The following is a 10,217-nucleotide window of genomic DNA, read 5'->3' as shown; positions in this document are numbered from 1 at the left end:
TTTGGTTTCCGGTTAGGCTGAGAAAGGTCTGACAGTTACGCCCTTCGGCTGGAACAGTTCAGTAATGGCCCAGACCAGAGCATCAAGGCGGTCAGGCGATTTTTTGGCAGTGGCCGGCACGTACTCCATCAACTGGTTTTCCAGCGTGTAGAGGTTTCCGCGATGTGCCACGCGGCCCTGCTCATAGAGCGCTGAAATCGGTTCGGCACGGGCATATTTCCCTTTGCTGGCATGCACGCGGATAATGCGGCCGGTAAAGCCAGCATTGCGCAGGGTATCTTCCGCCATGTCGCCACCCTGGTTTGTTTCGATGACGATCGCCTCGGCCCGGTGTTCTGTGTAGGCCCATATGGCTTTTTTGGCCCAACCGTTTGGCGAGAATTTCGCCGAATAATCGGCATCCACAGAAAACAGCCGGTCATTACCCCTGCCGTAGGAACTAGCAACGACAATGCCCGTTTCGTCGCTGTCCTCGTTATTAACCGCCTGGGGGTCCACTGCAACAACAGTGCGAGTAGCTTCAATCGCAATTTGCAGCGCATGTGCGCTGGCGATCATCGCCTCATTCCACAGCGCGCCTTCGGCGTTAAACCGGCGCGGCTTCTGCATGTATTGTGCTTCAGCCGTGCGTCTATGTGAAAACAGCGCAACGCGATGCGATTCGTTATGCTTGAAGGGCCAGAGCCAGCCATCAGACAGGCCATGTTCAATCGGTATGGCATGCGTGTTTTCGGGATAAAGCGCGCTGTAGGCCTGGCTGTTATCGATAATTACGGGCAGATTCAGGTGGTGCCACATTTCACCGCTGCCGCCCCGCAGCAGATATCCGCTTAAGTCCTGATAATGGATGCGCTGCATAATCACGATCATCGGCGTTGTTTCAATCGCCAGTCGTGACTTAATGGTTTCGTTAAAACGGTTGTTAACGCCGTCACGGACAGTTTCGCTGTAGGCGTCGTCAGGTTTGACCGGGTCATCAATAATCAGCGCGCCCTGCCAGCCTGGCTCCATATGCCCGGCACGGAAGCCAGTGACCTGACCAGCAGCAGATGAAGCGTAGACACCCCCGCCGTACTCGTTCCACCACATTGCCTTACTGTCTGCATCGTCACGCAACTCCATCGGCCACATGCTCTGATAAGCCTTCGACTTAATCATGCCGCGCGCAGTAGAGGAGTTGAGAAGCGCAAGGTTGTGCGAGTAGGAAAGATGCATGAAGCGGGCACGGCTATTCAGTGCCAGCCCACGCCCCATCATGTTTATGGTAGCCAGTTCTGTTTTGGTATAGCCAGGAGGAACATTGATAATCAGCCGGTTAATGTCGCCAGCAATAACGCGATCAAGCGTTCTCTGAATAGCTTTATGATGGGGCGCGACAATCATCTTGCCGCCAGTGCGTTGCTTGAAGAAATAACGGGCGTAATACAGACCATCTTCTTCACACTCTAACCGGCGCGCATAATTCTTCTGCTCAGCAGTCGTCATCCTCCAGCATCTCCCGCCGCGCAGCTTTATATTCGTCTTTGGTCAGCGTAGCCGACTCAATTGGTCCGCCATCTTTACCTGTGTGCTCAACTTTTTGCTTATTAGTGTAAGCATCACCGCACTCCTTGGCAGCCTGCTCAATAAGAGTGGCCGCAAGAGCCATATTCTTTATGCTCTCCGCCTTAGTCATCATCCGGTCAAGTGTGCGCAGCCGGTATGCCTTGTTTGCGATTGGAATATCGGAAATCTCTGTCTGGAATCGCGCGCGGGTGCTATCAAACAAGTTGATCCACTTCTGGCTCAACTTTGCAGCCATGGCATTACCGGGGCTGTACTGAGAAACCTGTTGGCGTGAAACCTGGACGTTAAACTCAGCCTTTACAAGCTCAATGACTTTTGAGGGAGGTTCAAAGCAGGCCAAAGACTGAACGATGAAGGCTTTAACCTCTGTCGATAATGCTGCCACAGGCTACCTCCATGACAATCTGAATAAATGCTTATGCCAGTTTAATCATGCATGTTCCGCACGATCTGGCGATGTTAATCTTCGACACTTCAGCGGGCTTGCTGGCAGCATCAACTAATTCCTGTACCTCAACGCTCGGGCCATAGCGACGAACCACCCCGGTAAACTCTTCCACGTCGTGTCCACGCATGCACAGCTTGGGCAATCCCGAATCACGGTAGAATTTAGGTGCTCCAAACTCATCTGTCGCCTGGGCGATGTGATAAAGCTCATGCTCAACCAGCGCGCAGAACTCCAGATCGCTACAATTCATGCAGAAATCAGCAGCCAGGGTAATGATGAAATCAGGCTTGCGGCCAAACCATTCATACAGTTGTTGTTCCATGCGGGCTTTTTGCCAGCCGCCCGCACGCATCATCACTTCTTCGGCCTGCCCAAGCACGGTGCGCCCTTTTTTAGTAAAGGCAGTAGCGGCCCACAAAAATGCTATATCAGCCTCAGCAAGATGTGCATGATCGGAATTATGCAACCGGCCATCACTGCTGATGATTTGCTCCTGCACCCAATACAAGATCTCATCAGCAGGAATGAGAGAGATGTAAGGCTTAAATTCCTCTACCAGTTCCTGTGGTGGCATAGGTCGGTCGCTCATATCAGTTCCTGACAAAAGTCACTTTGGTAGTAATAAGGCGGCGAATCAGCCTGGCAGCTTCGCGCACAAACAGACCATCGTTCTGGACTGGCAGGCATACGGGCATAATTTTTTTTAATCTAAACCATTACTTACCCACCATTTATTTTCTTAAAGAAATTAGCCTTAAGTTTGATTAAAGCTAATTCCTGCGTCTGATACCAAGATTAAAAAAGCACCCTATATAATCCACTGAAGATATAGAGTGCTTACTTTCAAAAATATTCTATTTGAAAATTAATTCTGCCATTTTTCAATTATGACGTTCACAGAGCCAGAATCATCCGCACGCTGCCAGTCTTCTAAGAACAAGTCAAACCCGCCTCCTTGTGGAAAAGCATGAATTTGAGATGAAGCCTGAAGTCCGTCATTATTCAAACCATAATAACTCACAGCAGCGGTTTTATCTGTAGTGGTTGTACGATCATAGGTCATTAATGCAGCGGATTTAGATTTCGTATTTCCCGCCTGGCCAGTGGCAAAGTCAACTCCAGCTGAGGCCGGGTCAACACGGAAGCGATAAACGCCTGAAGCCACACTGGTTTCACTGTAAACACTACCTCCGGGAACTGTATTATTATAACCATCCAATACAACGGTTTTATAAGGCTGCCAGTCAGCCATAGCTGAAAAAGATGCGATCACAGAAACAGCTAAGATTGAGGCTTTAACAATTTTCATCATGATTTATTTTCCTTAAGAGAGTTAACCAGCACATTATTTATATCTTTATCCATCCTAGTCGTTAAGTTTATTAATTTTACTGATTGAAGGCACAACAAAGTCACCTTAGAAAAATTTTGAAATTTGAATATTAAAATTTTTACCGCGTTCTTAGCCGAGTGATATCACCATCAGGCGCACTCGGAAATGCGCCTTGTGATGCTCACAGATACTTTTTAGCCAGTGCGATCAGCTCATCTTTTGCCGCGTCGCCCAGCTTTTCAACACCATCGACAACGAAGTTCATTGCGGCTTCGAAATCCTGAACACCAGATTTTACTTCTGTTGCAGGGGTGATCACTTCAGCAGTGGCCGGTGCTGCTGAAACTGACTGTACGACAGTTGCGTCATTCAATGGCTCAGACATTTGGTTGTTCTCTTCTTTAGGATGGATAAACAGGCTTATTAGCCATGTGATGAATTTGCTCATTTCTGCCGCTCCAGTTCGATTTTACGGATGGCGGCCTTATCTCGATTGCAGTTGGCAAGAGAGTTGAGGAGTCGCTCGTTCAATTCCAGACTGTCGCCCCATGTAAATGGGTCAGGGATAAGTGGTATTTCGCAGTCAGCCAGGAGGCTTACCGGGATCTGTACTGGCGGCACCTGAACGTACTTTGTTTCTGTTTGCGCGCAACTGGTCAGTTGCATTAACAGGAACAGGCTGAGCGGCACACGGATCACCTTTAATCGCCTGGCGGATGATAACCACCCTTTCCTCGCTGTCTGAGTTACTGGATTGATTGTCATCATGGGTTGCCTGGGCGATATCATTGAACAGTGCTGTGGCTTTCAGGACGTTGGTAGTGATTGCCTCGGCTGATGTCTTTTCCTGCTTAAGTTGCTCATTTTGCTGTGTGAGTAGCGCTTTAGACGATGACTGCAGCCTGACTGTAAAGCCGAGGGCTATAACCAGCAGAAACAGCACAGCTATCGCTACAGCATCCCACTTGATTCTGCTGAGCATCATTTCTCACTCCAGTTGCAGATTTCGCGCTCCACTTCACGGCGATTGGCCAGCCCCTGAATCCTTACGCGGTCCACGTAAACCCAGCTTCGAAGTCCATCACAGGCTTGCTGATATCGACCGGCATTAAGGTTACGCAGTACCGATGAGTGCTCGAATGCATTAACACCGACGTTATAGCTAAAACTGATAAGTGCGGCTTTCTGATATGCATTCAATTGGACCTTTACAGAGCGCTCCACAGACCGGGCGTATGGCTGGAGATGCTTTTGAAGAAGAGCGTCGCACTCTTTCTGTGTGTAAGTTTTACCCTGAATTACATCCGGGCCTGTGATGCCGTTGCATACGGTCCACACGCCACCTACGTCACGGTATGGGGTGTAGGAATTGCCTTCAAGATTTGGGATCAAAACAGCAGCGATGGCTAATGCCCCGCCACTCGCCGCAGTGACAAGGCTTTTACGTAAAGCGGGTGAAATCGCCATGTTTAGTCCTTAGCAGCATCAAGCACCTTGTTGATTCCCTGAATAACCTCTGGCGATTTCTGAACAGCAGGGGTGTCTTTTGAACCCTTCAGGTAATCGATAACAGCCTGGGCACGAATACGATCCAGCTCAAGCCGCTCTCGTTCGCTTTGCATGCTCTCTTCGATCTCTTTACGTTTAAGCTTTTCAGTGCGGCGCTTATCCAGATAACCAAAAAAAGCGATGACCAGACCCGCTATCGCCGTAATCATGTAAACCCGGTCAAGGGTAATGGTGCCAGCGAGAGCCGATAGCACAGTCATCCAGCTACCTCCGCTGATTGCAGTGTCTGCGTGTTGGTTCATGCGTATCATATCCACCCCCGAAGCGGGGACTTGTCCAATTAGGAATTGTCTACTTTCTGTACTGGACACGTCCGGTTAGTCTTTTACTGTCGAGATAAAAGATCCGCTATGCCATTGGGTAGCCAATGTGAGAATCCGCCACTGTGCGGATTTTTTTATGCCTGAAAAAGAACGCCCGATACCACAAAGGGAAATCCATAGTTTGCAGTGATTGGTATGGGCGAAAACGAAAAAGGCACCGCCTAAGCAGTTACCTATAAGTTTTTCTGAAGTTTTGCCGATAAAGACGTTTCTACAACAAGGAGGATTTATGGCTAGCAATCATCATGTATATCGAGTTCAGAACTCAAAAGTTGCATCATTCAAAGTAGAGGCAGTACGTAAGCATCCGAAATTATCTATCCATGAGATTTCTACCGGATCTTGGGATGATATAAACACTTATATCAATAAATCAGTACACGTGTTTATTGCTGTTTCCGATCAAGCCACATTGGATCACTTCAATGCTGATATAAAATTGAACATATCGCTGAATTCCAATTACATAGAACTTAGCGAAAGAGAGTTTTACATTTAGCAACCCAACAAAAACGCCCTCGCAGTTGGTGAGACCGCAGGGCGTTTTGACTATCACAAATTTGGAACTGATTTCTGCCTGGAAACAACCAGACGGAACTTCAACTGTTAGAAAGCATATCCCCAGTTTCGGGAAAAGTAAATAGCCCACGATAAAATAATGAGCCATTTATGATTGCACAACATAAACCCGCAAAAGTGCGTTAGGATTTCTTGCGCGATTCTGTGACAAAGGTGACGATCTGTGAAGATAAACTCTCACGAACTCTGGAAGTTGTCTGGTCTCTAATTTTTGAAATAGCTTCTTTTTGTTGTGCACTTAAACCAGACCATTGCGCTTTATCAGGGCCTATAGAGTCATGGTATTCAGAGAGTTCTGCGCTACATTTATCAAAAGATTCATTAGAGATGTTACCAGCCGATTTGGTGGTTTTAATTTGACTGCCTGCATATTGGGTTACGCAGTCGCTTAGATTTTTTGCAGCACTCTGTGTATCAGAATGCGCCGCGGAGCACACCAGCAATCCCATCACAGCTAAAGCTAATCTCATTTCCATATCCCCATTGGTATCAATGGTCAAATCGTAGCATGGGCTAGGTGAAAGGTGGTGCAAAGAAAAAGCCACCCGAAGGTGGCTTCATTTCACTTCGTCTCATAAACCTTTGTAGTTTTCCAAGTACTAATCTCAAAAAGTAGCGCACCATCTCCATCATCATTCCATACAGCAGATTTTAGGCCCCAAAATCTCTGATGATAGGTTACCCCATTTGTTTGCTTGTCGCTTCTATCCGTTCCTGTACCAGTATGCAAGACTAAAAGATCTCCCTTTTTTAAGTCGGCTGGATGGAACCAATGTGTATGTCTTACTTTATTAGATATGCCACCAGATTGCATGAAAGTGGTGTCAGCAATCATATAATATTTAGCATTGCAATCACTTAAAACATCAATAATTACATACTCTTCTTCCGCTTTTCCATGTCCGTGGATACTTCTTATTTTCAGGTTCATAACATGTCTCCCAGAGAAAGCCTCGGAATCAAACTACCGTGATTTTAAATTGTTGGGAAGATGTCAAAGAAGAAAATACATAAGCACTGATCATCTATCAGGATAGGCGAGCAGGAAAAGCCAGGTTAGGATGATTCCTAAAGAGCTTGTTATTCATGCGCTTCATCATCTCATCCAATGCCATTGAGATAACATGTAATATGGCATGGAGCGGCCACAACGCTAATTTATGGACCCACAATGAAATTAAGCTTTAACGCCATCTACGCACTAGATAAAAACTCAGGGAAGAAAACCCCGCTAGATTTCTTAAGGCTTTTATCTGAGCAAGTCATCGATGCCAAAAATCATTCTCAGCAGATAGAAGACTATTACGTTTTTGCTCACCACATTTTTGCAGAGTCCTTCCTCATTACAAAGACATTCGACTCAGATCTCGTAAAAAGGATAAATCGGAAAACCTTTTCTGTAGATGAGATTCGAAGCTCATTGAGCTCAGATGAATCGCTCGGGTTTCCTTCATTTCTTTATATCAGCGGAAATGTTATTGGGTTCGCAAAGACGCTTTATGGACCGAGCGTCAGAGAGCTAACAGCATATATAAACGCCCGCTGTAAAATTCCGGATGGGCATAAGTTATCTATTGAGCCACTCATGCGCGACATCACAAAAGATGATGCGATGAACATGCAGTTCATCGGTAGAACTACTATTAGAGTCGAGTCAGCTTCAAGGTTACTTGGTCCCGTGCTTCGGACACTTGGTGCGCAATCTATTGACGAAGAGCTTCTTGAAGGCATTGAAATCACTATCAAGCCTAAAAGAATGCGTAACATAAAAGGCTTTGCCAAGGAAATCATTGATAATATTGACGAACAACATGAAAGCATTTTGCTTAAAGGTAAGGAAGAGGCCGCCGACTTGCTAACGGAATTTTACTTGTCTAACAAAGGTCAGATAAGCGCTAACCTTTATCGTTCCACTAACGAAGATTTAGCGTTAGAAATGGCAACTTGCTACATCAGGATGAAGCCGATTATTGTAGAATGTTTTGCAAACATGTTCGGAGACGAATTAACAATCTAAACGCTTAAGGAGAGGGGCTAGAATGCGTATAAAAATCACCCCTGCGATCATACTTTTTTCCATACCTTATGCGTTCGTAGTGGCGGCTTACTATATCATTCGCCAGCTTGCCGAAGGCCTCTCCTTTTCTGAGCATAGGGACGCCTTGGGGGCAGCTATGGCATCGTACTCAGGTACTACGATAGCCATACTTATAGCAGCTCTAACTTTCATGATGGGCCTTGGCGGGCGCAACATGTACAAACTGAAAGCATATGGCTATATGTCTTCGGTTGTAATTTTGTACGCATTGACATTTGTTGAGTTAGGTATGGTTTTCTTTGTTGGCATTTTCTTGATGGCCACAAGTAAAACTCCTATACCGTTGCTACCCAGTATCTGTATTGGCATGTCTGCCGCATCTCTCATGCACATTAGCTTGCTATTAATACAAATATTCAACTTTTCAAAGGCTAAGTAATTTCGCTCTGGTCTGGGTTTATTTAATCTTCGGCCAGTTTCCTAGCCTTACTCGCCAAGTAGCCATACACTGTCGGACTCTTCCCTGGTGAAGCCCTTTTGCTCCGAAAACTTAGCCGCCAGCAGACACTGGCGGTTTCTCTTTAAGTGCTTAGTGATAATCCACTGGCGCTTTCAGCCAGGTTAGTGGCAATTTTAAATTCTTTTCGTAAACATCTTCCCCGCCATGCTTCTCAATGTGTTGTGTATGCCTGATGAGGATTTCACGCGCATCTGTGAAAACACCATTAAACTCATGACCAAAGTCATGCGCCTTTCCAGCGTATTGAGATTTAATCTGACGAAGAGGATCTCGGAGTTCGCGTGAGAAGGTTCGCATACGCTCTCCTACAAACCACATCCAGGTTAACTTACATAATTCTTCGTCGGTGAACTGCTTAACGATGGGAGAGTGCTGAATTTCGCGATCCAGAATGTCGAGCACCCAGCGACGGAACTCTTTAGCCACAGTAGTGCGAGCAAACATCGCTATAAGATGTGCTCCACGCAAGCTGAACACGCGAACTTTCTTGCGGTAATTTCCTGAGGTCACTGATTCAATGACCTGAGTCATGCCGCTGGTAAACTCATCTGAGTTTTGGTTGAAAAGGTTCGTGATCGACTTTGAGCTTTTGTACTGCAGCGCGTTGGCAATGTCTGTCGAGGTCAGCCAGATTCCGCTCAAGTTAGCCACAGGAACGATAGCGTTGCCCTGGAAGTTGAATTCTGATTTAGCTACAATGGTCATGTTGGTTTCCCGCTAGGTTGCTGACATCAGAGGCCCGGTTAGTGTTAGCGCACTTCCGGGCTTCCTCTTTTATTTCAAATCTTGATCTCACCTTTCCTCTCCATCTCGTCTAGTAACTGCAAGCGATATAGCACCTCGCTATGCAGGGTTCTGAAAGCCCTACTAGCATTTTGAGCGATTCTTTCTTTCATATCCTGAGGGATTCTCAACTGCATTGGGTTAACAGCTGTAACTTCTTTCTTGTTCATGACATACTCCATACCATAGCGTTGAACATCATAATACTTCATTGAAATGAGCTTTCAAGAAGTTTGTGAGTAAATTTGAGTGTTATTATGAAGTCATATGAAATTAAAGGTGATTTTTGGAAAAGAATTTCATCTGCCAGGGCTATAAATTCATTAACCCAGAGAGAGCTTGCAGAGTTGGCTGGCGTATCTCAGCGTCAAATAGCAGCATATGAAAGCGGAGGAACATGGCCTCGCGAGGCAGTTCTATTGCGGTTAGCTGCTGCCTTAGGTACGTCACCTGAGTGGCTGGCAAGTGGTGAAGGTGACGGAAGAATAAAAGCTAGAGTTTCACCTGCTGATGTAACAAGAAAGATACCAATACTACGGAAAGATGAAATTTTCGAATGGTTAACTTCTGTTGGAAATGAAAAGTTCGCGCCGCGCACTTACCCCATTAGTTTCGAAGTTAGTAATTTAGCATTTGCGTTGGTCAATGACGATGAAGGCATGGCGTCATCAGATGATTTCGGTTACGGATTCCCCAAAGGGTGCATAGTAGTATTTGAACCTATGATCGAAGTAGAAGATCAGGACTTCGTTCTAGCTATGATGGACACCGGGGCTGTTAGTTTCAGGCAGTTTTTTTCAGGCTTTCGAACATCAAAACTTCATCCGCTAGATAATAGGTATCTTGATGAAGAAATAAGCAACAAAGAAATTGAAAGCAAGGAAATTACGCTGATACCTGCAGTGTCTATGGAAAATAGACTGCCAGCAATGAGTCGGATTGAGGTCGCTAATGTAAACCTTCAAGTCTTGCAGAAAGCTGATTACCCATCACCCAACTCGATGCTTGAGGGGAAAGATAAAAAAAATTGAGCATATGATACCTTTTTGTATCATGAA

The 10,217-nt window shown here is 45.9% G+C and carries 16 protein-coding genes; 4 read left to right on the top strand and 12 right to left on the bottom strand.

From position 1 onward, the window contains the following. Positions 1 to 12 precede the first annotated feature (12 nt). The 8 genes from C1N59_RS23090 to C1N59_RS23055 all read right to left on the bottom strand — a co-directional run bounded on the left by C1N59_RS23090 (position 13) and on the right by C1N59_RS23055 (position 5,116). On the bottom strand, positions 13 to 1,485 hold the full coding sequence (locus C1N59_RS23090) for a phage terminase large subunit family protein (RefSeq protein ID WP_394551453.1): 1,473 nt from the start codon (positions 1,483 to 1,485) through the stop codon (positions 13 to 15). After that, positions 1,472 to 1,951, bottom strand: a complete 480-nt coding sequence (locus C1N59_RS23085; protein WP_394551451.1) for a DUF2280 domain-containing protein — start codon at positions 1,949 to 1,951, stop codon at positions 1,472 to 1,474. Before C1N59_RS23085 ends, C1N59_RS23090 begins: the two co-directional genes overlap by 14 nt. Positions 1,952 to 1,982: 31 nt before the next feature. Further along, positions 1,983 to 2,603: a putative metallopeptidase gene (locus C1N59_RS23080; protein WP_394551449.1), complete on the bottom strand. Its 621-nt coding sequence runs from the start codon at positions 2,601 to 2,603 to the stop codon at positions 1,983 to 1,985. A 276-nt stretch (positions 2,604 to 2,879) separates the two neighbouring features. Next, positions 2,880 to 3,326: a hypothetical protein gene (locus C1N59_RS23075; protein WP_394551447.1), complete on the bottom strand. Its 447-nt coding sequence runs from the start codon at positions 3,324 to 3,326 to the stop codon at positions 2,880 to 2,882. A gap of 202 nt (positions 3,327 to 3,528) precedes the next feature. Then, entirely contained in the window at positions 3,529 to 3,795 is a 267-nt protein-coding gene (locus C1N59_RS23070; RefSeq protein WP_394551445.1) for a hypothetical protein, read from the bottom strand. 135 nt (positions 3,796 to 3,930) lie between these two features. Continuing rightward, the gene (locus C1N59_RS23065) at positions 3,931 to 4,332 is read right to left on the bottom strand and encodes a hypothetical protein (protein WP_394551443.1); all 402 of its coding nucleotides are present in this window, start codon (positions 4,330 to 4,332) and stop codon (positions 3,931 to 3,933) included. After that, positions 4,329 to 4,814, bottom strand: a complete 486-nt coding sequence (locus tag C1N59_RS23060) for a lysozyme (RefSeq protein ID WP_394551441.1) — start codon at positions 4,812 to 4,814, stop codon at positions 4,329 to 4,331. The genes C1N59_RS23065 and C1N59_RS23060 overlap by 4 nt, the downstream gene beginning before the upstream one ends. Positions 4,815 to 4,816: 2 nt before the next feature. Next, the gene (locus C1N59_RS23055; RefSeq protein WP_394551439.1) at positions 4,817 to 5,116 is read right to left on the bottom strand and encodes a hypothetical protein; all 300 of its coding nucleotides are present in this window, start codon (positions 5,114 to 5,116) and stop codon (positions 4,817 to 4,819) included. A gap of 352 nt (positions 5,117 to 5,468) precedes the next feature. Between C1N59_RS23055 and C1N59_RS23050 the strand changes: the two genes are divergently transcribed. Further along, complete coding sequence (locus tag C1N59_RS23050; RefSeq protein WP_394551438.1) at positions 5,469 to 5,738, top strand: hypothetical protein; 270 nt, start codon at positions 5,469 to 5,471, stop codon at positions 5,736 to 5,738. A 202-nt stretch (positions 5,739 to 5,940) separates the two neighbouring features. On the opposite strand, the gene C1N59_RS23045 is transcribed toward C1N59_RS23050, so the two are convergent. Together C1N59_RS23045 and C1N59_RS23040 are read right to left on the bottom strand one after the other, a co-directional pair. Further along, positions 5,941 to 6,288, bottom strand: coding sequence for a hypothetical protein (locus tag C1N59_RS23045; protein WP_394551436.1), 348 nt, complete (start codon positions 6,286 to 6,288; stop codon positions 5,941 to 5,943). A 92-nt stretch (positions 6,289 to 6,380) separates the two neighbouring features. After that, positions 6,381 to 6,749 (bottom strand): hypothetical protein, encoded by a 369-nt coding sequence (locus C1N59_RS23040; protein WP_394551434.1) that lies wholly within the window; start codon positions 6,747 to 6,749, stop codon positions 6,381 to 6,383. A gap of 240 nt (positions 6,750 to 6,989) precedes the next feature. On the opposite strand from C1N59_RS23040, the gene C1N59_RS23035 reads away from it, so the two are divergent. Together C1N59_RS23035 and C1N59_RS23030 are read left to right on the top strand one after the other, a co-directional pair. Next, positions 6,990 to 7,835 (top strand): protein rexA, encoded by an 846-nt coding sequence (locus tag C1N59_RS23035; RefSeq protein ID WP_394551432.1) that lies wholly within the window; start codon positions 6,990 to 6,992, stop codon positions 7,833 to 7,835. Positions 7,836 to 7,857: 22 nt separating this feature from the next. Continuing rightward, positions 7,858 to 8,295: a biopolymer transporter ExbB gene (locus tag C1N59_RS23030; RefSeq protein WP_394551430.1), complete on the top strand. Its 438-nt coding sequence runs from the start codon at positions 7,858 to 7,860 to the stop codon at positions 8,293 to 8,295. Positions 8,296 to 8,445: 150 nt separating this feature from the next. On the opposite strand, the gene C1N59_RS23025 is transcribed toward C1N59_RS23030, so the two are convergent. Beyond that, positions 8,446 to 9,081, bottom strand: a complete 636-nt coding sequence (locus C1N59_RS23025; protein WP_394551428.1) for a P22AR C-terminal domain-containing protein — start codon at positions 9,079 to 9,081, stop codon at positions 8,446 to 8,448. Between the two features lie 74 nt (positions 9,082 to 9,155). Beyond that, complete coding sequence (locus C1N59_RS23020; RefSeq protein ID WP_176138176.1) at positions 9,156 to 9,329, bottom strand: Arc family DNA-binding protein; 174 nt, start codon at positions 9,327 to 9,329, stop codon at positions 9,156 to 9,158. Between the two features lie 87 nt (positions 9,330 to 9,416). Here C1N59_RS23020 and C1N59_RS23015 point away from each other — a divergent pair, with 87 nt between their 5' ends. After that, positions 9,417 to 10,190, top strand: coding sequence for a helix-turn-helix domain-containing protein (locus C1N59_RS23015; RefSeq protein ID WP_078829177.1), 774 nt, complete (start codon positions 9,417 to 9,419; stop codon positions 10,188 to 10,190). Positions 10,191 to 10,217: the final 27 nt, after the last annotated feature.

This window comes from Pantoea sp. SGAir0183 (assembly GCF_043545505.1).
Note: the sequence above shows the minus strand (reverse complement) of the source record. Positions and strands in the feature narration are given on the sequence as shown.

What these genes read in the sequence shown, in the direction of transcription:
- C1N59_RS23075 (WP_394551447.1), bottom strand. Translation starts at nt 3,326, where the DNA reads ATGATGAAAATTGTTAAAGCCTCAATCTTAGCTGTTTCTGTGATCGCA.
- C1N59_RS23050 (WP_394551438.1), top strand. Translation starts at nt 5,469, where the DNA reads ATGGCTAGCAATCATCATGTATATCGAGTTCAGAACTCAAAAGTTGCA.
- C1N59_RS23060 (WP_394551441.1), bottom strand. Translation starts at nt 4,814, where the DNA reads ATGGCGATTTCACCCGCTTTACGTAAAAGCCTTGTCACTGCGGCGAGT.
- C1N59_RS23015 (WP_078829177.1), top strand. Translation starts at nt 9,417, where the DNA reads ATGAAGTCATATGAAATTAAAGGTGATTTTTGGAAAAGAATTTCATCT.
- C1N59_RS23025 (WP_394551428.1), bottom strand. Translation starts at nt 9,081, where the DNA reads ATGACCATTGTAGCTAAATCAGAATTCAACTTCCAGGGCAACGCTATC.
- C1N59_RS23030 (WP_394551430.1), top strand. Translation starts at nt 7,858, where the DNA reads ATGCGTATAAAAATCACCCCTGCGATCATACTTTTTTCCATACCTTAT.
- C1N59_RS23090 (WP_394551453.1), bottom strand. Translation starts at nt 1,485, where the DNA reads ATGACGACTGCTGAGCAGAAGAATTATGCGCGCCGGTTAGAGTGTGAA.
- C1N59_RS23065 (WP_394551443.1), bottom strand. Translation starts at nt 4,332, where the DNA reads ATGATGCTCAGCAGAATCAAGTGGGATGCTGTAGCGATAGCTGTGCTG.
- C1N59_RS23055 (WP_394551439.1), bottom strand. Translation starts at nt 5,116, where the DNA reads ATGACTGTGCTATCGGCTCTCGCTGGCACCATTACCCTTGACCGGGTT.
- C1N59_RS23035 (WP_394551432.1), top strand. Translation starts at nt 6,990, where the DNA reads ATGAAATTAAGCTTTAACGCCATCTACGCACTAGATAAAAACTCAGGG.
- C1N59_RS23070 (WP_394551445.1), bottom strand. Translation starts at nt 3,795, where the DNA reads ATGAGCAAATTCATCACATGGCTAATAAGCCTGTTTATCCATCCTAAA.
- C1N59_RS23045 (WP_394551436.1), bottom strand. Translation starts at nt 6,288, where the DNA reads ATGAGATTAGCTTTAGCTGTGATGGGATTGCTGGTGTGCTCCGCGGCG.
- C1N59_RS23040 (WP_394551434.1), bottom strand. Translation starts at nt 6,749, where the DNA reads ATGAACCTGAAAATAAGAAGTATCCACGGACATGGAAAAGCGGAAGAA.
- C1N59_RS23080 (WP_394551449.1), bottom strand. Translation starts at nt 2,603, where the DNA reads ATGAGCGACCGACCTATGCCACCACAGGAACTGGTAGAGGAATTTAAG.
- C1N59_RS23020 (WP_176138176.1), bottom strand. Translation starts at nt 9,329, where the DNA reads ATGAACAAGAAAGAAGTTACAGCTGTTAACCCAATGCAGTTGAGAATC.